The 20776-nt window shown below is 62.8% G+C and carries 25 protein-coding genes, 1 tRNA gene and 1 riboswitch; of the genes, 15 read left to right on the top strand and 11 right to left on the bottom strand.

Annotated elements, in window-relative coordinates; all coding sequences use genetic code 11:
- Nucleotides 1–34: 34 nt before the first annotated feature.
- Nucleotides 35–1399, bottom strand: coding sequence for an MFS transporter (locus ABIE53_RS04385; RefSeq protein WP_053857549.1), 1365 nt, complete (start codon nucleotides 1397–1399; stop codon nucleotides 35–37).
- Nucleotides 1400–1658: 259 nt separating this feature from the next.
- Between ABIE53_RS04385 and ABIE53_RS04380 the strand changes: the two genes are divergently transcribed.
- On the top strand, nucleotides 1659–2492 hold the full coding sequence (locus tag ABIE53_RS04380) for an EAL domain-containing protein (protein WP_006047843.1): 834 nt from the start codon (nucleotides 1659–1661) through the stop codon (nucleotides 2490–2492).
- Nucleotides 2493–2530: 38 nt separating this feature from the next.
- Here the strand turns inward: ABIE53_RS04380 and ABIE53_RS04375 are convergent, their stop codons facing one another.
- A complete protein-coding gene (locus ABIE53_RS04375) occupies nucleotides 2531–3316 on the bottom strand; it encodes an IclR family transcriptional regulator (protein ID WP_107707304.1) in 786 nt (261 codons plus the stop codon).
- A 93-nt stretch (nucleotides 3317–3409) separates the two neighbouring features.
- Here ABIE53_RS04375 and ABIE53_RS04370 point away from each other — a divergent pair, with 93 nt between their 5' ends.
- Complete coding sequence (locus ABIE53_RS04370; protein WP_006047845.1) at nucleotides 3410–4600, top strand: acyl-CoA dehydrogenase; 1191 nt, start codon at nucleotides 3410–3412, stop codon at nucleotides 4598–4600.
- Nucleotides 4601–4743: 143 nt separating this feature from the next.
- On the opposite strand, the gene ABIE53_RS04365 is transcribed toward ABIE53_RS04370, so the two are convergent.
- On the bottom strand, nucleotides 4744–5382 hold the full coding sequence (locus tag ABIE53_RS04365; protein WP_006047847.1) for a peroxiredoxin: 639 nt from the start codon (nucleotides 5380–5382) through the stop codon (nucleotides 4744–4746).
- A 340-nt stretch (nucleotides 5383–5722) separates the two neighbouring features.
- Between ABIE53_RS04365 and ABIE53_RS04360 the strand changes: the two genes are divergently transcribed.
- From ABIE53_RS04360 to ABIE53_RS04350, 3 genes are all read left to right on the top strand, one after another.
- On the top strand, nucleotides 5723–6025 hold the full coding sequence (locus ABIE53_RS04360; RefSeq protein ID WP_006047848.1) for an ElaB/YgaM/YqjD family protein: 303 nt from the start codon (nucleotides 5723–5725) through the stop codon (nucleotides 6023–6025).
- Nucleotides 6026–6166: 141 nt separating this feature from the next.
- Nucleotides 6167–6553: a phage holin family protein gene (locus ABIE53_RS04355; protein WP_006047849.1), complete on the top strand. Its 387-nt coding sequence runs from the start codon at nucleotides 6167–6169 to the stop codon at nucleotides 6551–6553.
- 97 nt (nucleotides 6554–6650) lie between these two features.
- Nucleotides 6651–7115, top strand: a complete 465-nt coding sequence (locus tag ABIE53_RS04350) for a DUF3318 domain-containing protein (RefSeq protein ID WP_006047850.1) — start codon at nucleotides 6651–6653, stop codon at nucleotides 7113–7115.
- 59 nt (nucleotides 7116–7174) lie between these two features.
- Here ABIE53_RS04350 and ABIE53_RS04345 read toward each other — a convergent pair whose 3' ends face one another.
- The 7 genes from ABIE53_RS04345 to glyA form a co-directional block, all read right to left on the bottom strand.
- Nucleotides 7175–7606, bottom strand: coding sequence for a type IV pilin protein (locus tag ABIE53_RS04345; RefSeq protein WP_006047851.1), 432 nt, complete (start codon nucleotides 7604–7606; stop codon nucleotides 7175–7177).
- A gap of 11 nt (nucleotides 7607–7617) precedes the next feature.
- Nucleotides 7618–8109 carry a pilus assembly PilX family protein gene (locus tag ABIE53_RS04340; protein ID WP_107707305.1) on the bottom strand — a complete coding sequence of 164 codons (492 nt, stop codon included), beginning with the start codon at nucleotides 8107–8109 and terminating at the stop codon, nucleotides 7618–7620.
- Nucleotides 8110–8213: 104 nt separating this feature from the next.
- Nucleotides 8214–9032 carry a PilW family protein gene (locus ABIE53_RS04335; RefSeq protein WP_107707306.1) on the bottom strand — a complete coding sequence of 273 codons (819 nt, stop codon included), beginning with the start codon at nucleotides 9030–9032 and terminating at the stop codon, nucleotides 8214–8216.
- Nucleotides 9029–9403: a hypothetical protein gene (locus ABIE53_RS04330; protein ID WP_258196096.1), complete on the bottom strand. Its 375-nt coding sequence runs from the start codon at nucleotides 9401–9403 to the stop codon at nucleotides 9029–9031. The genes ABIE53_RS04335 and ABIE53_RS04330 overlap by 4 nt, the downstream gene beginning before the upstream one ends.
- A gap of 89 nt (nucleotides 9404–9492) precedes the next feature.
- Nucleotides 9493–10053, bottom strand: a complete 561-nt coding sequence (locus ABIE53_RS04325; RefSeq protein ID WP_181324839.1) for a GspH/FimT family pseudopilin — start codon at nucleotides 10051–10053, stop codon at nucleotides 9493–9495.
- A gap of 205 nt (nucleotides 10054–10258) precedes the next feature.
- Nucleotides 10259–10741: a transcriptional regulator NrdR gene (gene nrdR, locus ABIE53_RS04320; RefSeq protein ID WP_006047856.1), complete on the bottom strand. Its 483-nt coding sequence runs from the start codon at nucleotides 10739–10741 to the stop codon at nucleotides 10259–10261.
- A 6-nt stretch (nucleotides 10742–10747) separates the two neighbouring features.
- Nucleotides 10748–11995 carry a serine hydroxymethyltransferase gene (glyA, locus tag ABIE53_RS04315; protein WP_029970409.1) on the bottom strand — a complete coding sequence of 416 codons (1248 nt, stop codon included), beginning with the start codon at nucleotides 11993–11995 and terminating at the stop codon, nucleotides 10748–10750.
- A 166-nt stretch (nucleotides 11996–12161) separates the two neighbouring features.
- Nucleotides 12162–12270: riboswitch (ZMP/ZTP riboswitch) on the bottom strand.
- 238 nt (nucleotides 12271–12508) lie between these two features.
- On the opposite strand from glyA, the gene ydfG reads away from it, so the two are divergent.
- From ydfG to ABIE53_RS04265, 10 genes are all read left to right on the top strand, one after another.
- A complete protein-coding gene (gene ydfG, locus ABIE53_RS04310) occupies nucleotides 12509–13255 on the top strand; it encodes a bifunctional NADP-dependent 3-hydroxy acid dehydrogenase/3-hydroxypropionate dehydrogenase YdfG (RefSeq protein WP_006047858.1) in 747 nt (248 codons plus the stop codon).
- 58 nt (nucleotides 13256–13313) lie between these two features.
- Nucleotides 13314–13793, top strand: a complete 480-nt coding sequence (ybgC, locus tag ABIE53_RS04305; protein ID WP_006047859.1) for a tol-pal system-associated acyl-CoA thioesterase — start codon at nucleotides 13314–13316, stop codon at nucleotides 13791–13793.
- A 157-nt stretch (nucleotides 13794–13950) separates the two neighbouring features.
- On the top strand, nucleotides 13951–14628 hold the full coding sequence (gene tolQ / locus ABIE53_RS04300; RefSeq protein ID WP_006047860.1) for a protein TolQ: 678 nt from the start codon (nucleotides 13951–13953) through the stop codon (nucleotides 14626–14628).
- A 10-nt stretch (nucleotides 14629–14638) separates the two neighbouring features.
- Nucleotides 14639–15085 (top strand): protein TolR, encoded by a 447-nt coding sequence (gene tolR / locus ABIE53_RS04295; RefSeq protein WP_006047861.1) that lies wholly within the window; start codon nucleotides 14639–14641, stop codon nucleotides 15083–15085.
- Entirely contained in the window at nucleotides 15082–16095 is a 1014-nt protein-coding gene (gene tolA, locus ABIE53_RS04290; RefSeq protein ID WP_006047862.1) for a cell envelope integrity protein TolA, read from the top strand. The genes tolR and tolA overlap by 4 nt, the downstream gene beginning before the upstream one ends.
- Before the next feature lie 135 nt (nucleotides 16096–16230).
- Entirely contained in the window at nucleotides 16231–17523 is a 1293-nt protein-coding gene (gene tolB, locus ABIE53_RS04285) for a Tol-Pal system beta propeller repeat protein TolB (RefSeq protein WP_006047863.1), read from the top strand.
- A gap of 43 nt (nucleotides 17524–17566) precedes the next feature.
- Nucleotides 17567–18076 (top strand): peptidoglycan-associated lipoprotein Pal, encoded by a 510-nt coding sequence (gene pal / locus ABIE53_RS04280; protein WP_006047864.1) that lies wholly within the window; start codon nucleotides 17567–17569, stop codon nucleotides 18074–18076.
- Nucleotides 18077–18095: 19 nt separating this feature from the next.
- A complete protein-coding gene (gene ybgF / locus ABIE53_RS04275; RefSeq protein ID WP_029970412.1) occupies nucleotides 18096–18845 on the top strand; it encodes a tol-pal system protein YbgF in 750 nt (249 codons plus the stop codon).
- 278 nt (nucleotides 18846–19123) lie between these two features.
- Nucleotides 19124–19199, top strand: a tRNA-Lys gene (locus ABIE53_RS04270).
- A gap of 341 nt (nucleotides 19200–19540) precedes the next feature.
- Nucleotides 19541–19915 (top strand): hypothetical protein, encoded by a 375-nt coding sequence (locus ABIE53_RS04265; RefSeq protein WP_192700030.1) that lies wholly within the window; start codon nucleotides 19541–19543, stop codon nucleotides 19913–19915.
- Between the two features lie 101 nt (nucleotides 19916–20016).
- Here ABIE53_RS04265 and ABIE53_RS04260 read toward each other — a convergent pair whose 3' ends face one another.
- Nucleotides 20017–20682, bottom strand: a complete 666-nt coding sequence (locus ABIE53_RS04260; RefSeq protein WP_006047867.1) for a VTT domain-containing protein — start codon at nucleotides 20680–20682, stop codon at nucleotides 20017–20019.
- Nucleotides 20683–20776: the final 94 nt, after the last annotated feature.

The following is a 20776-nucleotide window of genomic DNA, read 5'->3' as shown; positions in this document are numbered from 1 at the left end:
TTCGTCTCACGCGGGTTTCGTCACGCGTGTTTCGTCACGCCGTTTGCGGCTGCGACGGGCGGTTGCGTTGCCGCGTCGCCGCGGCGAGCGCGATCACGAGCAGCGCGGAACACAGCACCGGCACGGCGGCCGCATGAAACAGCGATTCGTTCGACCAGTTCAATGCGATCAACTGGCCACCGACGAGCGGTCCAATCACCGAGCCGATCCGTCCGATGCCGAGGCTCCAGCCGATGCCCGTCGAGCGCAGCGTGGTCGGATAAAAGTGGCCGGCCAGCGCGTTCACCGCCGGCTGTCCGCCCACCACGCAGAAGCCGCCCGCGAACACGACGAGCAACAGCCACGGCAACGCATGCGCGACCGTCCCGATGGTGCCGACGGCGAGCGCCGCGCCCGCAAAGCACACGAACAGCACGCGCACAAAACCGAACCGTTCGATGAACCAGCCGAGCAGCAACGTGCCCACGACGCCGCCCGTCTGCAACACCGTGCCGACGATCACCGCCGTGCTCGGCGAATAACCGGCGTCGCGCATGACCGTAGGCAGCCAGTTCGACAGGAAGTACAGATCGATCAGATTCATGAAGCTGATCGCCCACAGGATCAGCGTCACCGGCGCCCGGCCCGCGCGGAACAGTTCCGCGACCGGCGCACCGTCATTGCCCTTTTCACGCACGACGACGCGCGTGTTGGCGTCGATCGGCAGGCTCGGATCGAATCGGGCGAGCCAGCGCAACGCGCGCTCGCTGCGGCCCTTCAGCACCAGAAATTGCAACGACTCCGGCAGCAAGGCAAGCATGGCGACGGCGAGCAGCAGCGGCACCACGCCGCCGACCCAGAACACCGCGCGCCAGCCGTAGGCCGGAATCAACGCGGCGCTGATGAATCCGCCGAGCGCGGCGCCCAACGTGAAACCGCACGACACCAGCATCATGCGCTTCACGCGATGCGCCGGCGTCGAGAATTCGCCGACGAGCGCCATCGCGTTCGGCATGATGCAGCCGAGGCCAAGACCCGTGATGAAGCGCAGCGCGATCAACGCGGGGATCGTCGCGACGAAGGGCGTGGCGAGCATCGACAGCGCGAAGAAAAAGGTCGCGCCGATCAGCACCGGACGACGCCCGATGCGGTCGGCCAGCACCGACAACCCCAATGCGCCGAGCAGCATGCCGAACAGGCTCGCGCTGAAAACCGGACCGAGCGCCGCCTTCGACACATGCCATTCGCCGATCACGCTCGGCGCGACATAGCCCATGGCCTGCGCGTCGAAGCCGTCGATGACGAGGCACAGTCCGCACAACGCGAGCAACATCAATTGAAATGCCGGGTGATGCGTTTCGCCGAGCACCTGCTCGACTTCGATCACGTTGGCGGCGGCTGCGGCCGGCTTGGCGCTCATGAGGGTTGTCTCCGGATAGGGTCTTCGAACGCTTACGCGAGAATTTACGCATAGTAAAACGAATTACGTTAAGTGAAATTAACGTATACCCTGGAGCTTGCGTGACACACGCGCCGCGGCCCGCGCAGACAGGCATCCGCGGGATATGGTTATCAGCATTTTGTTCATGTGACGGCGGTGCGGACTGCTACCATCGGAAGATGCGGTGTACGCGCGTTGTCCCGGCGCCGACACGCCACCAAGTGATCCATTCGCCTAAATGATTCCGCCGACCATCCCCACTCTCGTTGCGCGCGCCAGTGACCATCCCTTTCTCGGCAAACATCTGGCGATGGGCTCCGGCAGCCACGGAGACTTCGCGCTCGCGCGCTTTAACGACCTCGAACTGACGAGCGGCTACGAGCCGATCTTCGACATCAGCGTGCATGCGTTGGCGCAGTCGCTGTCGTCGGATGTGGAAAACGTGGATCGTTTCGGCGATGAGCTCGGCTTCCAGGCGGTCACGCAGCGGCTCGACGCCGCGCCGTTCGATATGTTCGACGCGTTCGACCGCATCGGCGACGACCAGCAACTGGTCTCGCTGGATCGCATGTCGCGCGCGCTGCATGCGATCAATTTCTTCGGCGCACAGCGGCACGGCCTGCTATTTCTGCGCGTGCACGAGCGGCTGTTGAAGAGCGTGAAGTACGACCACGGGCGGCATTTTTCGAGCGTGCTGACGTCGTTCGGGCTGAATCCGGCGAGGATCGTGATCGAGCTGCCCGCGGCGGCCGTCGCGCATAAGACTTTTCTCGGCTATCTGACCAAGAGCTATCAGCACTACGGCTTCAAGGTCGCGGGCAATCTGTCAAACGCGGGGCAGATTCTGTCGGTCTCCGATACGGCGCGGCTCGACTTCCTCAAGATGGATGCGGCAGTGGCGTTGCGCGACGCGACGGTCAAGCCGTTAGTCGGCTACGCGGGCCGGCTGCGGATTCCGCTGATTTTTAATCGCGTGATGGACGAAGCACAGTTCGAAGCGTTGCAGCAATACGATGTGCGCTTTGTGCAGGGGCCGCTGTTTAATGCGCATTATCATGATCGGGCGGCTTGAGCGTGGCCTGATCCCGGCTTGATTTGCGCCACGGACTGCTAGCCCACGTCTCCCAGACGCCGCGCAAGCGCCTTCAATCTCGGCGCTACTTTCTCGCGAAACACATCTTCTCCCATCGACGAAGCCGGCCCGCTGCAACTCAGCACGAGCCAGCGTCCTTCGCGCGGCTCGCGAAACGGCACCGCAACGGCGTTCACGTCGTCGTGCCACGCGCGAAACGAATAACAGCAGCGCTCCTCGGCGAACGCCGCGATCTCCTTCACGGCCTCGGCCACCAGCGCCGCGCCGCCCTTGCCCGCCGCTTTCTTCAGCTCGGCGAGCAGCGCGTGGCGCACGTCGGCAGGCTGCACGGCGAGATACGCGCGGCCCATTGAGCTCGTCAGCATCGACAGTTTCGAGCCGGGCGCGAGGCCGAGCGTGAGCGCCGTTTCGCTGCGAATCGTGTCGAGATAGATCATGTCGAGTCCGTCGCGGCAGCCGAGCGACACCGCCGCGCCGACTTCGCGCGCGAACGCGCGCATATGCGGGCGCGCGAGTTCCAATGTGTCCGTGCCGGACAGCAACGCGAAACCGAGCGACAACACGCCGGCATCGAGCGCATATTTGCCTAGCGCCTCGTCGAGCCGCAGATAACCGAGCACGGTCAGCGTGTACGCGAGACGGTTGACGGTCGCCTTCGGCAAACCCGTGCGTTCGACGAAATCGCGGTTGCCGAGCATCGTTTCGCCCGGCTTGAAAGCGCGCAGTAGCTCGAGCCCGCGCGCAAGGGCGACGACGAATTTGCGCTCGTCGAGCGGCTCGGTGAAAGTGGCTGCGGGCGTCATCGGGTGATACACTCGGGTGTCGTTTGCAAAACATTGTTTCGCATAGCGGAACTCAAGTCAAGCTTGGATTACGCAAGAATCAGGAGATATGTCATGGCCGAGGCCGCGCAGTTTCACTGGGAAGACCCGTTGCTGCTGGATCAGCAGCTCACCGAAGACGAACGCATGGTGCGCGACGCCGCCGCCGCGTATGCACAGGACAAGCTCCAGCCGCGCGTGCTCGAAGCGTTCCGTCACGAGAAGACGGACATCGAGATCTTCCGCGAAATGGGCGAGCTCGGCCTGCTCGGCCCGACCATCCCCGAGCAATACGGCGGGCCGGGGCTCAACTATGTGGCGTATGGGCTGATCGCGCGTGAAGTGGAGCGCGTGGATTCCGGCTACCGGTCGATGATGTCGGTGCAGTCGTCGCTCGTGATGGTGCCGATCTACGAATTCGGCTCGGAGGCGCAGAAGCAGAAGTATCTGCCGAAGCTCGCCACCGGCGAATGGATCGGCTGCTTCGGGCTCACCGAGCCGAATCACGGCTCCGATCCGGGCAGCATGGTGACGCGCGCGAAGAAGGTCGACGGCGGCTACTCGCTGTCGGGCTCGAAAATGTGGATCACGAATTCGCCGATCGCGGATGTGTTCGTCGTATGGGCGAAGCTCGAGGAAAACGGCAAGGACGCGATTCGCGGCTTCATTCTCGAGAAGGGCTGGAAGGGACTGTCGGCGCCGACCATCCATAGCAAGGTGGGTTTGCGCGCGTCGATCACCGGCGAAATCGTGCTCGACGAAGTGTTCGTGCCCGAAGAGAACCGCTTTCCCGAAGTGAGCGGGCTGCGCGGTCCGTTCACCTGCCTGAACTCGGCGCGCTATGGCATCGCGTGGGGCGCGCTCGGTGCGGCCGAATCGTGCTGGCATACCGCGCGTCAGTATGTGCTCGATCGCAAGCAGTTCGGCCGGCCGCTCGCGGCCAATCAGTTGATTCAGAAGAAGCTCGCCGACATGCAGACGGAAATCACGCTCGGCCTGCAAGGCGTGCTACGCCTTGGCCGCATGAAGGACGAAGGCACCGCGGCCGTCGAAATCACGTCGATCATGAAGCGCAATTCATGCGGCAAGGCGCTCGACATCGCGCGGCTCGCGCGCGACATGCTGGGCGGCAACGGCATTTCGGACGAATTCGGAATTGCGCGGCATCTGGTGAATCTGGAAGTCGTGAACACCTATGAAGGCACGCACGACATTCACGCGCTGATTCTCGGCCGCGCGCAAACGGGCATTCAGGCGTTTTTCTGAGGCTTGTCTGAGCATGTACGGAGCGCCGCTTGCGTCGATAACGGCGCGCTCTGGCGAGCAATAAAAGAAGGCCGGTTCGCAATGAACCGGCCTTCTTGCATTTGACGACGCGCCGGGGTTTTCCCGACGCACCGAACGCGAGCTTACTTGTTCGGCTGCGGCGTCATGCGCAGATACGGACGCAGTGCCTTGTAGCCCTTCGGGAACTTCTGCTTGATCACTTCTTCGTCCTTCAGCGACGGCACGATCACCACGTCGTCGCCCTGCTTCCAGTTGCCGGGCGTCGCGACCGAGTGGCTGTCCGTAAGCTGCAGCGAATCGATCACGCGCAGAACTTCGTCGAAATTGCGCCCCGTGCTCGCCGGGTACGTGATGATAAGACGCACCTTCTTCTTCGGATCGATCACGAACAGCGAGCGCACGGTGAGCGTTTCGTTCGCGTTCGGGTGAATCATGTCGTACAACTCGGACACCTTGCGGTCGCCGTCGGCCAGAATCGGGAAGCCGACGCTCGCGGCCTGCGTTTCATTGATGTCCTTGATCCACTCCTTATGCGACTCCGCGCTGTCGACCGACAATGCAATGGTCTTGACGTTGCGTTTTGCGAATTCGTCGGCGAGCTTGGCCGTCAGACCGAGTTCAGTGGTGCAGACCGGCGTGAAGTCGGCCGGATGCGAGAACAGGACGCCCCAGCTATCGCCGAGCCATTCATGAAACTTGATGCGGCCGATACTCGACTCCTGCTCGAAATCCGGTGCGATATCGCCAAGACGTAGACTCATTTGCATCTCCTTAAGGTTCTGAAAAACTGGCGTGGGCGTGTGCCCGTGTGGTTCCGCAAAGATAAAGCATACGGCAGCAACCGTACATGGCGAACCAACATCGGCTCAGTACTTTATGCGGTTTTGTAATTTTCGCCGATTTAGTGGAAACTTTGCGGGACAGATCAACTCCATCATGCACTAACATCAACTGCGGAAGTGGCGCAGTGGATGTTCGGGGAGTTTCGCCTCGCCGGGAACGGTTCGTGCATTCGCTCGGTGCAACCGGGCAGTGCGCTCGCCAGTCGCCGTTTCTTTGGTTACGATTCACGCGTGGCGTGAGACGAAGGGGGAGCTGTCAATGTCGGAAGTCAACAAGGAGAGATTGATGTCGGATATCAAAACCGTCCTCGCGGACGCGGAAGACCTGCTGAAACAGGCCGCAAGCGCAACGGGCGAGCGCGCTTCGGAATTGCGCGAAACGGCGCTGTCCCGCCTGAAGCAAGCCAGGGAAAAAGCGGCCGACGTGCAGGTCGTCGTAGTCGAGAAAGGCAAGAAGGCTGCTCGCGCAACCGACGACTACGTTCACGAGCACCCGTGGGCATCCATCGGCATCGCTGCGGGCGCCGGCGTGCTGCTGGGTCTCCTGATCAACCGCAAGTAACACTGCACCGCAGGTGCCGGACACGCGATGTCCGGCATGCCAGCCAATCGAGCGGACCGGCGCACGTCAGGCCGGTCAGCTTATCCCGGCGCGCACGTTTGCCACGCGCCGCTTCGGCCAACCCGCGCAACGCCCACAGCCATGACGATCGACACACAATCGCAGCGCGAACAACATAGTCCGTTACGCCGCATCATCAGTTCGGTGTCGGCGATTCTGCAAACGCGTCTGGAACTGATCGGCATTGAACTCGCCGAAGAAAAGGATCGCCTCCTCGGCGTGCTGTTCCTCGGCCTTGCCGCGATGATGCTGACCACCATGGCCCTGATCGCGCTCACGGCGCTGATCGCGATTGCGTTCTGGGACACCTACCGATGGCAGGCGCTTGCCGGAATCACGCTCGTCTACGCGATTGCCGGACTGGTGTGCGCGCTGAAAGCGCGCAGCGGGCTGCGCAATGCGCCGATGGTGTTCGATGCCACCATCGCCGAATTCGAGAAAGACCGCGACGTGTTTCGCAAACCGTAGCGCGGCGAACGAGTGTGGTGCTTTGCGAGCCGTTCGTTGCACTGTTTGTTGCCCTGTTCGTTGCGCTGTTCCTTGCCCCTCTCACTGCCGACACGCCATGAGCCATAGCTACTCCAGCACCGCCTACCGTAACAAGCGCCAGCCGGCGAGAGACTTGAGCGCACCGCAGTTGCGCGAATTGCGCAAGGAACTGCTGCTCGTGCGCGCGGACGTCGAGCGCATGGAATTCGCTCAGGCCACGCTCGAATTACGCGAGGCCGTCACCCACTTCAGTTGGCTCAAGTTCATCGTGCCAGGCTTCGGCGGGCTGCGCATGGGCAGCGGCGCCAAGGCTAGCCTTCTGAACGCCGGAACCATCGGCGCACTTCTGAAGCAATATCCGGTGATCAGTTCGATCGTGTCGCTCGTGCTCGCGAAACCGTTGCGCGCGACGTTCGCAGCCGGTGCGAAGCCCGCACTCAAGTGGGGCGGTCTCGCATTCGCCGCGTGGGAAGCGTATCGCGTATGGCAGCAGATCAAGGGCGAGTCGCGTGCTTCGGCAAGGTCTGGCGACGAGGGTTGAATTCGTCGCTTATGGCTCCTGGTATCAGACAGCTTCCGGCGCGAGCAGCAGCCCCGTTGCTAGCCTGTGGCCCAACACTGCGCGGTCAGCGGTGCCGAACCGTTTCCCGCAGTCTTATTGCTTCGCATGCCGGTCGCGTCGAGCGTAAAGACGCCGCACGCGTCGTCTCGCATCGGTCCCGATTCGTCGGGCGCCGCTTCGATCGAATAGCCGCCGTTTGCATCGTCCGCCGGCAACACGCGCAACCGATAAACAGCCGAGCCGAATGACGGAGCCTGGTTGAAGCCGGGCGGCAGCGCAAGAACGCTGTCGCTTGCCGCGCCCTCGACGAATTGCGCCGCGCGCAACAGCGCCGATGCCGCGTCCATCCGATACGTGCGCGCAATATGGCTGCGATACGAAGGCACCGCGAACAAAGCCAGCACAGCGACGATCGCGAGCGTGATGATCAGCTCGAGCAAGGTGAATGCGGATAGATGCAGCCTTCTCATTTGCAACCTCGCTAAAAGGGCCGTGCGGCGACACGCCGCCAATGGCGCTCGATCCGCTCGCCGTCGATAACTAGTTGCATCTGCAGCCATACCTGCGACTCGCGCTTGTTGCCGAAGCCGCGCGCCGTCAACAGATACGCGCGTGCATCAGGGCGGCCAGGGAGACGCCACTCTTCGGCCACGCATTGCGGCGCGCGCAGCGAGCCGGGCCATTGCGCCAAAGGTGTCGCAGCGGCGCCTTCGAACGTGGCCTCGACTTTCCATTGCGCGGGCTCATGAGCGGCGGGCTGCGATGCGATCACACCCAGGCCCGTGGATGCAACGGCGCTGCGGGCGCATAAGGTCAATGCCGAATCGGCGGCGTGAAAGGCCTGCAAATAGTCGCGCACGTTTACCGCGCTACGCGCTGCCGCGAGCGATGCCTCGAACCACGCCGCGGACGTCGCGAGCAGCATCGCGGAAATCAGCAGGACGATGGGTAATACGGTGCCGCGCTCCTGCATGCGCGGGGCGTGTCTGCGGAGGCGGCGAGGTCGATCCGATTGCTTTACGGAGCTGCGCCCAGTTTCATTCACGTGACGGCATTCGGTCGTGATTTGTATTTCGCTCACGACAAGCCCCCTGCGTAATTGCGCAACGCAACTCGCCGCCAGAACGCTTGCCGCGGACGCAGATCCGTCGCGATACCGCTTACGCCGTCGCAATCGACATAACGTGAGCGCTGCCCTTGCGGCGCGCCGCGCACTAGCACGCAGAGGTCAACCGCGACCACGTTGGCCCACTGGTCGGCCGTCACCGCCGAGGCGTCGAGTGCGTTCGCCGCGCCGGCAAGCCAGTACTTGAGACGCAGCCGCTCCACACCTTCGACAAGCGGTTGCGCGGACCCTGTCTTGCCGTTGCCTTCGCAGTAAAGTTCCGGCTCGCCGGTCGAGCTGCTCGCCTTCGCGTAAAAGCGATTGACCACCGGCACGCCGCGATCGCCGAGCGCAGCGCTATTGCCCGTAACAGCTTGTCCGAGGCAGTCCGTCGTCTGCCCCGTGGCTGACGGCCAGGTCGACACGCTGTCCCCGACGTATCGCACCGCGACGCCGTCTGATTTGCCGGTCAACGTCTCGCACGTCGGACGGCTGTCGTCCGTGCCTGTCGGATGCCCGCCCGAACAGCCGAACAACGGCGTTGGCGCTCGATATTGCGTGGCGTCGGCCGGCACGAAGCCCGCCATCTGCAACTGCTGCCCAACGACGGTCAACGCGGTCAAGCCGGCATCGCGCATACGCAGCGCATTGTTCGCGCGGTCGAAGGCGGCGCGCTGCGTCGTGTAAAGCGACACGGCGCCCGCGGTCACGATGAGTCCAAGCGCAAGAGCGATCACGAGCTCGATCAGCGTATGGCCGCGCACGTCATGCGCATGCACATGCGGCATCATTTGACGAACGCCAATGCGACGCAGGAAAAGCCCACGGGCGCATCCACTCCGCCGCACGGCTCGGGCTTGTCGATCACGTCGTCGGCGGCGTGCGGCGCGTTGCGCGGAGCCGTCCAAGTGACGCGGGCCGCCGACACACCTCCTATGCCGATCACCGACGCGTCGCCGCCCGGCAGCAGCGTCGCCGCACGCGAGCGCCATGCGTTAAGCGCGGCGTCGTTCGCTGACGGCGCAGACACCGCTTCAGCGACCGAATCGGCGATCCATGCGGCGTGTTCGCGCATCGACATCGCTCGCGCCTCGCGCGCCATCCACAATTGCCCGGCGATGAGACCGAGCGCCGTGACTGCCATCACCGCAACGGCCAGCATCACTTCGATCAACGAACTACCGCCGCGCTTGTTGCAACTGCGGTGAGGCCGTGCCTGCAGCCGCCGCAAAGACCTTCTGACCAGCGGGCTCACGACGCCGCCCCACACGCGCCGTCCGTAATTCGCGTGCGACCACCCGCCGCGATGCGAATGCAGCGCCGCCACTTATCGCCCTGCGTTGCTTTCGATGGCGCTCGCGGCGCAACGTCGAAGCTGCGAAACGTGCCGATCAGTTGTCCGGCGGGCGGTGTGAACGTGAGATTCGTCTGCGTGCCGGCGATGCTCACCGCCGCAACCGAGGCATGCGCGCGCAACAGCGTAGACGTGCCGCCGCGCTCGGCCAATACGGCCCAGCCGCAAGACCAGTCGGCGACGCCATTGCCGCACGGCTGCCCGGCGGCAAGACAGTGACGCGCCGCGTCCGTCCTGCATACGATCACCCGGGCGCCGCGGCGCAATGCCTCACTGCGTGCATACGCAAGCGTGGACACGAGCGCGTTCGCACGTGCGTCGACCTGATCGCGCACCTGCCAGGCTACGAACGATGGCGTCGCCATCATCACGATCACCGCGAGCAGCGCGATCACGACCAGCGTTTCGACAAGCGTAAATGCGCCGCATGGCGACGAAGCGATTGCATGTTGTTTCATCTGCATCCCTGAACGTTTTCAAAGAATGCAGCCAATCTAGCGATTCGCGGACCGCTCAACAATCGGCCGAATGGCCAGGTGGTATTCAGACGCTACCGCACGCGAGAATTCACGCGACGAACCACAATCGGAGCGGCAAATGCAGAAACGTCAAGCCACGCGGCAAAACAGAAACGACAGGAAGTGCCGGGCGGCGGGCTTCCGATCAGCGCTTGCGGGAAGGCTTGGGAGGAGAAGAGGCGCGGCGGAACTCTTCGATCACGTCTTCGAATTCGGAGACGTCTTCAAAGCGCCGGTAGACAGAGGCGAAACGAACGTAGGCAATGGTGTCGAGCGCGCGCAACTCGTTCATGACGAGTTCGCCGAGACGTTCGCTGCGCACTTCGCGCTCGCCGCTGCCCAGCAGTTGATACTCGATACGGGCGACGGCCGCGTCGATCGCGTCCGCTGCAACCGGACGCTTGCGCAGCGCCAGTTGCATGCTCGCGACAATCTTGCGGCGATCGAATTCCGTGCGGCTGCCGTCTTTCTTGACGACCGCCGGCAACGCCAACTCGACCCGCTCATACGTCGTAAAACGCTTGTCGCAGGCCGGGCAGCGGCGGCGCCGGCGAATCGTCGCGCCGTCTTCCGAGACACGCGAGTCGACGACCTGCGTATCGGCGTGACGGCAGAAAGGGCAATGCATGGCGGCTTAGCGGTAGACCGGGAAGCGCTGCGTCAACTCGGCGACCTGACCACGCACGCGTTCGATCGTGGCGGCGTCTTCCGGGTTGTCGAGCACATCGGCAATCAGGTTACCCACCTGCTCCGCTTCCTTGACGCCGAAGCCGCGCGTGGTCATGGCCGGCGAGCCGAGACGGATACCGCTCGTCACGAACGGCTTTTCCGGGTCGTTCGGAATCGCGTTCTTGTTGACCGTGATGTGCGCTGCGCCGAGCGCGGCTTCCGCAGCCTTGCCGGTAATCTTCTTCGCGCGCAGATCGACCAGCATGACGTGGCTTTCGGTGCGGCCCGAGACGATGCGCAGGCCGCGCTTCACCAGCGTTTCCGCCAGCACGCGAGCGTTTTCGACAACGTGCTGCTGATACGTCTTGAACTCCGGCGACAGCGCTTCTTTGAATGCGACAGCCTTGCCGGCGATCACATGCATCAGCGGACCGCCCTGAATGCCCGGGAAGATGGCCGAGTTGATCTGCTTCTCGAATTCGGCCTTCATCAGGATCACGCCGCCGCGCGGGCCGCGCAGGCTCTTGTGCGTGGTGGTCGTGACGAAATCCGCGTGCGGCACCGGGTTCGGATAGACGCCCGCGGCGATGAGGCCGGCGTAATGCGCCATGTCGACCATGAAATACGCGCCGACCGACTTCGCGATCTTCGACAGACGCTCGAAGTCGATGCGCAGCGCGAAAGCGGACGCGCCTGCGACGATCAGCTTGGGCTTGTGTTCCTGGGCGAGCTTTTCGGCAGCGTCGTAGTCGATGTCTTCCGCTTCGTTCAGGCCGTAGCTGACCACGTTGAACCACTTGCCCGACATGTTGACGGGCGAGCCGTGCGTCAGGTGGCCGCCGTGCGCGAGGCTCATGCCCATGATCGTGTCGCCCGGCTTGAGCATCGCGAAGAACACGCCCTGGTTCGCCTGCGAGCCCGAGTTCGGCTGCACGTTGGCGGCTTCGGCGCCGAACAGTTGCTTCACACGGTCGATCGCAAGCTGCTCGGCCACGTCGACATATTCACAGCCGCCGTAGTAGCGCTTGCCCGGATAACCTTCGGCGTATTTGTTGGTGAGTTGCGAGCCTTGCGCAGCCATCACAGCCGGGCTCGTGTAGTTTTCCGACGCGATCAGTTCGATGTGCTCTTCCTGACGGCGGTTTTCCTGCTCGATCACCTTCCACAGTTCAGGGTCGACGTTGGCGATGGTGCTTTGGGCTCTGTCAAACATACGGATTCCGTTGAGTGTTTTCAGGTTGACCGGATCGTGCGCCGAATCTTGCGTAGAGGGTACGCGGCGCTGCTGGCGGCTGGGCTTGGCCTGACGTGGCGGAGGAAGAGTCGCCGCACACGCAAGGCAGGACAGCCACCGTCAGCGCAGATGAATGCGCGCGGATCACGGCTGCCCAGGCGAACGGCAAAACGGCACCCCGCGCTTCACGGTGGGTTTTTCCACCTTGAACCCGATTGTCAAAACCGGTTCTATCGCCAGTCACGCAGGGATGAGCGCGTTAGTTTATTGGAAGAGGATCGAATAGGCAACCGGCTTTCGGCCGCCGCAAAGGGCGCCGAAAAAGACCCGGCAGAAGGCCCGACAGGCAGTGCCGAACCGTGCCGCGAAAGCCTGTCCCGCGGCGGCTGCGCAGTTCTCGCGACGCAACTGCTCCGGCTCGTTGATCCTTGCCGCAGCGCCGCATTGGAAGTAGGCTTGGGGCCTTTCTCTCCTACCGACCAGGGAACTGCAATGATCGTGTTCGTCACCGGGGCGTCCGCAGGATTCGGCGCCGCCATCGCTCGTGCCTTCGTGAAAGGCGGCCACCGCGTCGTCGCCACCGCCCGCCGCAAGGACCGCCTGCAAGCGCTCGCCGACGAACTCGGCGACGCTCTCCTGCCCTACGAGCTGGACGTGCGCGACCGCGCGGCCGTCGAGGCGGTGCCCGCCTCGTTGCCGGCCGACTTCGCCGCCATCGACGTGCTCGTCAACAACGCCGGCCTCGCGCTCGGCGTGGAGCCGGCTCATAAAGCGAGCCTGGACGAATGGCAGACGATGATCGAAACGAACTGCACCGGGCTCGTTCAGGTCACGCATGCACTGTTGCCCGGCATGGTCGAGCGCAACCGCGGCCATGTGTTCAACCTTGGCTCGGTCGCGGGCCACTGGCCTTATCCGGGCGGCAACGTCTACGGCGCGACGAAGGCATTCGTGCGGCAGTTCAGCCTGAATCTGCGTGCCGACCTTGCCGGCACCGCGCTGCGCGTGACCGACATCGAGCCAGGCCTGTGCGGCGGCACGGAGTTCTCGAACGTGCGATACCGCGGTGACGACCAGAAGGCCGGCAAGGTCTACGAGAACGTGCAGCCGCTCACGGCCGAGGACATCGCCGATTCGATCTACTGGATCGCCACGCGCCCGGCGCACGTCAACATCAACACGATCGAACTGATGCCGGTCGCGCAATCGTTCGCCGGTTTGAGCGTTCATCGCGGCTGAGGCCCGCCAGGCCGCGCGCACATCTTGAAACAGACCTCGCGGTGTGCGTTCCGGTAAAATGCGCCGCATGAATATGACGACAAGCCAGCCAGGCGCGGAAATCGGCCACACGTGGGGCATCCGCGTGTATTACGAAGATACCGACGCCGGCGGCATCGTGTTTTACGCGAACTACCTGAAGTTCTTTGAACGGGCGCGCACCGAATGGCTGCGCGCCTGCGGGATCGACCAGAACCGGCTCGCGGACGAAACGGGCGCCATTTTCATCGTCCGTAGCACGGCGGTCGATTATCGGGCGCCGGCACGTCTCGACGACGTGGTGAAAGTCGTCAGCCGCATCGAGCGCCTCGGCAAGGCATCCGTCGACTTCGTGCAGGAAGCGTGGCGCGACGGCACGTTGCTTGCTACCGGCTCGATCCGGGTCGGCTGCGTCGAGCGCACAGCGCTGCGCCCCGCCGCTATTCCTTCGCCGGTGCTGGCCGCTTTGCGGCGCGGACCCGGCGTCAGCGAGGGCGGCGTGTCAACGAACGCAGGCTGACTCCCGTTGTTACGGCGCCAGTGAACTCGCATCGATCAAGCAGCACCAAGCATGGTTCGGCTTGCGTCACCGCCGAAGCTTCCGTTTTGCTCACGGCAAGCTTCGTGTGGCCTTGCAAAGCCGGACGCCCCCTTTCGGGACGATAAAACGAACCTTTATGAACACTACACAAGATCTGTCGATCGTTTCTCTCGTACTCAATGCGAGCCTGCTGGCGCAGGCCGTCATGGCCCTCCTGCTGCTGCTGTCGCTGTTGTCGTGGACTTTCATCTTCCGCAAGTGGTTTGCGATCCGCCGGGCGCGCGCGCAAACTGAGCGTTTCGAACGCGATTTCTGGTCGGGCGGCGACCTGCAGGCGCTGTATCAAAGTGCCGCGAATAACCGTCACACCATCGGCGCGCTAGAGCGAATTTTCGAATCCGGCATGCGCGAATTTCTCAAGGGCAAGGAGAAACGCCTGAACGACCCGGGCGCGATTCTCGACGGCGCGCGCCGTGCAATGCGTGCCGCGTTCCAGCGTGAAATGGACGTGCTTGAGGCCAACCTCGCGTTTCTCGCGTCGGTCGGTTCGGTCAGCCCGTATATCGGTCTGTTCGGCACGGTCTGGGGGATCATGAATGCGTTTCGCGGACTCGCCAACGTGCAGCAGGCCACGCTTGCGAACGTCGCGCCGGGCATCGCCGAGGCATTGACCGCCACCGCGATCGGCCTCTTTGCCGCGATTCCCGCGGTGGTCGCGTATAACCGCTACGCGCACGACATCGACCGTCTGGCGATCCGCTTCGAGACCTTCATCGAAGAGTTCTCGAACATCTTGCAGCGCCAGGCGCACTAAGGAGTCCACGATGGCAGGCTCTCGCTCCTCCAGCATGCGCGGCGGCCGCTCGCGCCGCGCGATGTCCGACATCAACGTCGTGCCGTATATCGACGTGATGCTCGTGCTGCTCGTCATCTTCATGGTGACCGCGCCGCTCGTCGCGCCGTCCATCGTCAATCTGCCGACAGTCGGCGGCGCCGCGCCGCAGCAGCAAACGCCGCCCGTGATCGTCAACATTCGCGCGGACGGCAACATGAGCGTCAAGTACAAGGACGACGCGGGCGCGCAGCAGCAGGAGGACATGACGAAAGCCGGGCTTAACGGCTTCATCGCCGACCGCGCGCAGTCGCATCCCGATCAGCCTGTCGTGATCGCCGCCGACAAGACCGTGAAGTATGAAGTCGTGATGAATGTGATGTCCGAGCTCAAGGCTCGCGGCGTCAAACGCGTTGGATTGCTCGTCAAATCGCAATGATCCGTAAGAACACCGACTATCCGCTCCAGCCACCGCGTGAACGCGGCACCGGGCGAGCCTTTGCGTTCGCGCTGGTGATGCATGCGCTGCTCGGGTTCTTCCTGTATCACGGCATCCAGTGGCAAAACAGCACGCCCGAAGGTGCCGAAGCGGAACTGTGGACCGAGGTGCCGGACAGCGTGATTCCGCGCCCGGTCACGCCGCCGCCCGTACCTGTTGCGCCTGCTCCGCCGGTGCCCGACGAACAGGCCGACATCGCGCTGCAGGAAAAGAAGCGCAAGCAGCAGGAAGCGGCGCGCGAGGCGCAGCTCGCGGAACAGCAGCGTCAGCAGAAGCTCCAGGCTCAGCAGGAAGCCGAGGCTAAGCGCGAGCAGCAACTCGCGGCCGAACAGGCAGCGCAACTGGCTGCGCAGAAGGCCGCGGCGGCGAAGCAGAAACAACTGCAACAGCAGCAACAGGCGGACAAGCTCAAGCAACAGCAACTGGCCGAGCAGAAAAAGCAGCAGCTGAAAGAACAGCAGGACGAGCAGCAGAAACAGGCCGAAGCCGAAGCGCAGAAGAAGGCTGATGCGCAAAAGGCGGCCAAGGCAAAGGCGCAAGCCGAAGCCGCGGCGCAGGCGAAGAAACTCGACGCGGAACGTCGCGCGCGCCTCGCGCAAATGCAGGGCATGGCCGGGCCTCCGGGCTCGACCGGCAATGGCCTCGGCAAGAGCGGCACGGGCAGCGGCTCGGGCGGCAATGCGGCATCGCCCGGTTATGCGGACAAGGTTCGGCGCGTGGTGCGGCCGAACATTTCGTGGGGTGGCGAGACCGAGGGTCTCGAGACCGTGATCGCCGTTCGTTGCTCGCCGACCGGCACGCTGTTGAGCGCGACCATCGCGCACAGCAGCGGCAATGCGGCGTGGGACGATGCCGCGCTGCGAGCCGTTCAGCGTTCCGATCCGATGCCTCAGGACATCGACGGAAAAACGCCGGGGAGTTTCAGGATCACGTTGCGGCCGGCCGGTTGACGGCAGCCTGACAGTGGGTGACAGCAGGCCCCGCGCCCCTTTCGGCGCGGCGCACTCGGGAACGAAATAGTTGTTTTCCGGTCTGTCTGCTGTCGCGAAGCTTTAGTAAAACCGTTTTTGGGGAATCCATACAGCATGAGTTTGATGACCAAGCTAGGCCTGCGGACACTTGTAGCGTCGTGCCTGATCGCCGCCGGCGGCGCCGCGAACGCGCAACTCAACGTGCTCGTCACGGGCGTCGGGTCCACCCAGTTTCCGATCGCAACGGCGAACTTCGCCAATGAAGCGAACTCGCCGCAGCAGGTCAGCACCATCGTGCGTCAGGACCTGCAGCGCAGCGGCAAATTCACCAACATCGACGCGGGTTCTGCGCCCGTTCCCGAAACGGCTTCCGTCGATCTCGGAAGCTGGAAGGCGAAGGGCGCGAATGCGTTCGTGGCCGGCAGCGTGAACCGCCTGCCGAACGGCCAGTACGAAGTGCGCTTCAAGCTGTACGACACGGTCAAGGGCGAAAGTCTCGGCGGCCTCGTGCTGGTGAGCCCGGAAAGCGGCCTGCGCATGAGCGCGCATAAAGTGGCCGACTACATCTACGCCAAGCTGATGGGCGGCCGCGGCGCGTTCGCCACGCGGCTGTCGTATGTCATCAAGAGCGGCAACCGCTATCAGTTGCAGATTTCGGATTCGGACGGCCAGGACGCGCACATCGCGCTGTCGAGCCCCGAGCCGATCATCTCGCCGGCATGGTCGCCTGACGGCACCAAGGTCGCTTACGTTTCGTTCGAGAAGAAGAAGCCGATCGTCTATATTCACGATCTGCCTACGGGCCGCCGCATCGTCGTGTCCGATCAAAAGGGCAATAACAGCGCGCCCGCATGGTCGCCGGACGGCCGCACGCTCGCCGTCGCGCTCTCGCGCACCGGCAACACGCAGATCTTCGCGGTCAATGCGGACGGCAGCGGCCTGCGCCGTCTAACACAGGGCAGCTCGATCGACACCGAGCCGACCTTCTCGCCCGACGGCCAGTCGATCTACTTCACGAGCGACCGCGGCGGCCAACCGCAGATCTACAAGATGTCGGCGCAAGGCGAAAGCGCCGGCGGCGCACAGCGCGTCACGTTCACCGGCAGCTACAACACGAGCCCGCGCGTGAGCCCGGACGGCAAGCAACTCGCGTATATTTCGCGCGTCGGCGGCGGCTTCAAGCTGTATATCCAGGACTTGCAAGGCGGAACCGCCACGGGCCTGACGGACACGACACATGACGAATCGCCGAGCTTCGCGGCGAACGGTCAGTACATTCTTTACGCCACTCAGGTGAACGGCCGTGGCGTATTGGCCGCGGTTTCGACCGACGGTCGCACCCGGCAGGTCCTGTCAGTGCAGGGAGGCAGCGTACGCGAGCCGTCCTGGGGCCCTTTCATGCAATAACGTTGACGCAATAACTGATGCAATAACACAAGGAGAGTACAAAATGATGTCCAAACTTCGCTTCGCATTTGCAGTCCTCATGGTCGGCGCATTGGCCGCGTGTCACTCGGGCGTCAAGCTCGACGAAAACGCTAACAAGGGCGGCGCAGTCTCGACGCAGCCGAACCCGAACGATGTCGCGCAAGTGAACGTCGATCCGTTGAACGACCCGAACAGCCCGCTCGCGAAGCGCAGCATTTACTTCGACTTCGACAGCTACTCGGTGAAGGACGACTACCAGTCGCTGCTGCAGCAACACTCGCAATACCTGAAGAGCCATCCGCAACGCCACGTGCTGATCCAGGGCAATACCGACGAGCGCGGCACGAGCGAGTACAACCTGGCACTCGGCCAGAAACGTGCTGAAGCTGTGCGCCGTTCGCTGTCGCTGATGGGCGTGACGGACTCGCAAATGGAAGCCGTGAGCCTCGGCAAGGAAAAGCCGCAAGCCACGGGTCATGACGAATCGTCGTGGGCACAGAACCGCCGCGCCGACCTCGTGTACCAACAGTAAGTAACGGGTGATGAGCCGAATGACGCATCGTTTCTCCTGGCTGCGATTTGCCGCAGCGGCCTGCGTCGCGGGCACGGTCTTTACGGCTGTGCCCGCGCACGCCGGCATCTTCGACGACGATCAGGCCCGCCAGGCCATTCTCGATCTGCGGGCGAAGACCGATAGTCTGTCGAGCCAGTTGTCGGCAGCGCAGCGCACGATCCTCGATCAGTCCAACCGTCTCGACCAGTTGAATCAGCAGGTCGCGACGCTGCGCGGGCAGAACGAGGACATGGGCAATCAGCTCGCCACGCTGCAAAAACAGCAGAAGGACTACTACACCGACCTTGACACGCGCCTGAAGAAATTCGAGCCGCAGCAGCAAACGGTCGATGGTGTCCAGGGCGAAGTTCAGCCGGGCGAAACCGATGCGTTCAATGCGGCTTCACAGCAGTTCCGCAACGGCGACTTCAAGAACGCGGCGGCGTCGTTCCGTAGCTTCATCGCCAAGTTTCCGAGCAGTCCGTATCAGCCGACCGCGCAGTACTGGCTCGGCAATGCGCTGTATGCGCTGCGCGATTACAAGGGCTCGACGGCGACCTGGCAGGGTGTCGTGAAGAACTATCCGCAGCATCCGCGGGCGCCGGAGGCGTTGCTCGCAATTGCGAACAATCAGCTCGAGCAAGGCCAGAAGGCTGCGGCCAAGAAGACGCTCGAGCAGATCGTCGCGCAATACGGCGGATCGGACGTCGCACAGTCCGCACAGAGCAAGCTGTCGCAGATCAAGTAGGCGGTTTGGTGGTCGTCGCGTTGGCGTAGCCGGTCGTTGAGCAGTTGAGTTTTTGCTTGAGTCGTTGCTTGAGTTGTCGCTTGAGTCGTCGGCTGTAACGCGCAGTGTCTGCAAAGTGTCAGAAAGATAGTCACGCGCGCCTCTCGCTGGAAAGCCCGGGTCTCCACATCGGAAGCCCGGGCTTTTCACTATCCGGATTGCTTCGCACAGTCATTGGCGGATGCGCGGAATGGGTTGACAGCCCCTTCGGGCCGTCGATATAATTTCGCTTCTCTTTTGGGTCGTTAGCTCAGTTGGTAGAGCAGCGGACTTTTAATCCGTTGGTCACAGGTTCGAATCCCGTACGGCCTACCAAAAGATTCAAGGGCTTACACGCGTCAGCGTCGTAAGCCCTTTTCTTTTTGCGTCGCAGTTTCTCTGCTCGCTCCAGAAACGCCCAAGCCCGAACCCAAGTCCAAGCAAAGCCCAAAAAAGCAGAAGCCTCCGCTCAACTCTCTGCACTTTTCCACAGCACCCCAACGCCCGTTCACCAACGCAACTTCGCACATTCCGACAACGCTACGGACTCCGAACGTCAGCATTTATTGAGACATAAAGACGTGCAATGATCGCCGCAGTCTGACTCAGCCGCTGTCAAGCAGCGCAGGCAGACGCTCTCGCAACACCGCAACGTGCGGCGCTTTCATTCCATCGATATGACCAATTTTCTGTTCGATCTCGCCTCGAATCTTGCGTTGCTGGCAATGGTGCTGGTTGCATGCCATCTGTGTAATCGTCTGATACCGGGCGCTGCGCTAAACGGTTCGCGCGTCTTTGCCGCGCTCGTGTTCGTCGCGGTGCTGCTCGACGCGGCCCTCACCTTTCTCGTGTTCGCGGACGCCCGAACCCGTTATGGCCAGTTCAGCACGTCGACGGCGTTTTTTACGCGTAGCGCGGCGTACGCGCTCGCTGTCGTTGCCGCGTTTGTCTGGAGCAGTCGCAGCCGTCGCAACGTGCTCGCGAAAGCAGGCGCGGACAAAGCGCTCGTCATCCCGACATCGCCGTACACGGAATCTCATTTGCCGATGTGAACCGCCGCGTCCTTAACGTGTCGGTGGTCGCGCAAAATAAAAACGGCGTCGCGTAAAATCGCGACGCCGTTTGTTCATGCAGAAACCTGAGCGATGCCGGTTTAGCTCGGCTTCGACGCGTTCTTGCGCGTCATCTTCCACAGCGCGCCGAGCACGACCGGCACAATCGCCGCGCCAATGCCGACCAACACGATCACATTCAGGTATTGGCGGATGAACGGAATGTTGCCGAAGAAATAGCCGAGCAGTACGAGCAGCAACACCCAGAACAGCGCACCGGCGATATTGAAAAGCTGGAACCGGCTGACCGTCATCTCCGACGCACCGGCGACAAACGGCGCAAACGTGCGCACCACCGGAATGAAGCGCGCGAGCACGATCGTCTTGCCGCCGTGCTTTTCATAGAAGTCGTGCGTTTTCTGCAGCGCGCGCCGATCCAGGAAACGCTCGAGCATGGGAATGCGCGAGTTGAAAACCTTGGGACCGATCGATCGTCCGATCATGTAGTTGACGGTATTGCCGGTCGTTGCCGCGACGAACAGCAGCAGAATCAGCAAACCGAGATTCATCTGTCCAGCCGCGCAAAACGCGCCGCCGATGAACAGCAGCGAATCGCCCGGCAGAAACGGCAGAATCACAAGCCCCGTTTCGCAGAACACGATCAGGAAAAGGACCGCATAGACCCAGGCGCCGTACACGTGGATGAATTCCCCAAGGAACTTGTCGATGTGCAGCACGAGGTTGGCGAGATGTAGCAGCGTGTCCAAAAAGCGTCCTTTATCAAGCGAAAATGAGCGTGGCGGGAAAATCCGGCGGAGTTTTACTGGCGATCGCGGCAAGCGTCGCCGACCCCGCAAATTG

It is taken from the genome of Paraburkholderia sp. OAS925 (assembly GCF_040543975.1).
Lineage (GTDB): Bacteria > Pseudomonadota > Gammaproteobacteria > Burkholderiales > Burkholderiaceae > Paraburkholderia > Paraburkholderia graminis.
The sequence above is the reverse complement of the archived record's forward strand: the minus strand, read 5'-3'. Positions and strand labels throughout refer to the sequence as shown.

Bases quoted from the DNA above. Each gene is read 5' to 3' on its own strand.
- ABIE53_RS04340 (WP_107707305.1), bottom strand. From the start codon at position 8,109: ATGCAGGAGCGCGGCACCGTATTACCCATCGTCCTGCTGATTTCCGCG.
- ABIE53_RS04325 (WP_181324839.1), bottom strand. From the start codon at position 10,053: ATGAAACAACATGCAATCGCTTCGTCGCCATGCGGCGCATTTACGCTT.
- nrdR (WP_006047856.1), bottom strand. From the start codon at position 10,741: ATGCATTGCCCTTTCTGCCGTCACGCCGATACGCAGGTCGTCGACTCG.
- ABIE53_RS04350 (WP_006047850.1), top strand. From the start codon at position 6,651: ATGAGCCATAGCTACTCCAGCACCGCCTACCGTAACAAGCGCCAGCCG.
- tolB (WP_006047863.1), top strand. From the start codon at position 16,231: ATGAGTTTGATGACCAAGCTAGGCCTGCGGACACTTGTAGCGTCGTGC.
- ybgF (WP_029970412.1), top strand. From the start codon at position 18,096: ATGACGCATCGTTTCTCCTGGCTGCGATTTGCCGCAGCGGCCTGCGTC.
- ABIE53_RS04385 (WP_053857549.1), bottom strand. From the start codon at position 1,399: ATGAGCGCCAAGCCGGCCGCAGCCGCCGCCAACGTGATCGAAGTCGAG.
- ydfG (WP_006047858.1), top strand. From the start codon at position 12,509: ATGATCGTGTTCGTCACCGGGGCGTCCGCAGGATTCGGCGCCGCCATC.
- ABIE53_RS04375 (WP_107707304.1), bottom strand. From the start codon at position 3,316: ATGACGCCCGCAGCCACTTTCACCGAGCCGCTCGACGAGCGCAAATTC.
- ABIE53_RS04360 (WP_006047848.1), top strand. From the start codon at position 5,723: ATGTCGGAAGTCAACAAGGAGAGATTGATGTCGGATATCAAAACCGTC.
- tolR (WP_006047861.1), top strand. From the start codon at position 14,639: ATGGCAGGCTCTCGCTCCTCCAGCATGCGCGGCGGCCGCTCGCGCCGC.
- ABIE53_RS04370 (WP_006047845.1), top strand. From the start codon at position 3,410: ATGGCCGAGGCCGCGCAGTTTCACTGGGAAGACCCGTTGCTGCTGGAT.
- ybgC (WP_006047859.1), top strand. From the start codon at position 13,314: ATGCGCCGCATGAATATGACGACAAGCCAGCCAGGCGCGGAAATCGGC.
- ABIE53_RS04335 (WP_107707306.1), bottom strand. From the start codon at position 9,032: ATGATGCCGCATGTGCATGCGCATGACGTGCGCGGCCATACGCTGATC.
- glyA (WP_029970409.1), bottom strand. From the start codon at position 11,995: ATGTTTGACAGAGCCCAAAGCACCATCGCCAACGTCGACCCTGAACTG.
- tolQ (WP_006047860.1), top strand. From the start codon at position 13,951: ATGAACACTACACAAGATCTGTCGATCGTTTCTCTCGTACTCAATGCG.
- ABIE53_RS04365 (WP_006047847.1), bottom strand. From the start codon at position 5,382: ATGAGTCTACGTCTTGGCGATATCGCACCGGATTTCGAGCAGGAGTCG.
- ABIE53_RS04330 (WP_258196096.1), bottom strand. From the start codon at position 9,403: ATGCTGGCCGTTGCGGTGATGGCAGTCACGGCGCTCGGTCTCATCGCC.
- tolA (WP_006047862.1), top strand. From the start codon at position 15,082: ATGATCCGTAAGAACACCGACTATCCGCTCCAGCCACCGCGTGAACGC.
- ABIE53_RS04380 (WP_006047843.1), top strand. From the start codon at position 1,659: ATGATTCCGCCGACCATCCCCACTCTCGTTGCGCGCGCCAGTGACCAT.
- pal (WP_006047864.1), top strand. From the start codon at position 17,567: ATGATGTCCAAACTTCGCTTCGCATTTGCAGTCCTCATGGTCGGCGCA.
- ABIE53_RS04345 (WP_006047851.1), bottom strand. From the start codon at position 7,606: ATGAGAAGGCTGCATCTATCCGCATTCACCTTGCTCGAGCTGATCATC.
- ABIE53_RS04265 (WP_192700030.1), top strand. From the start codon at position 19,541: ATGACCAATTTTCTGTTCGATCTCGCCTCGAATCTTGCGTTGCTGGCA.
- ABIE53_RS04355 (WP_006047849.1), top strand. From the start codon at position 6,167: ATGACGATCGACACACAATCGCAGCGCGAACAACATAGTCCGTTACGC.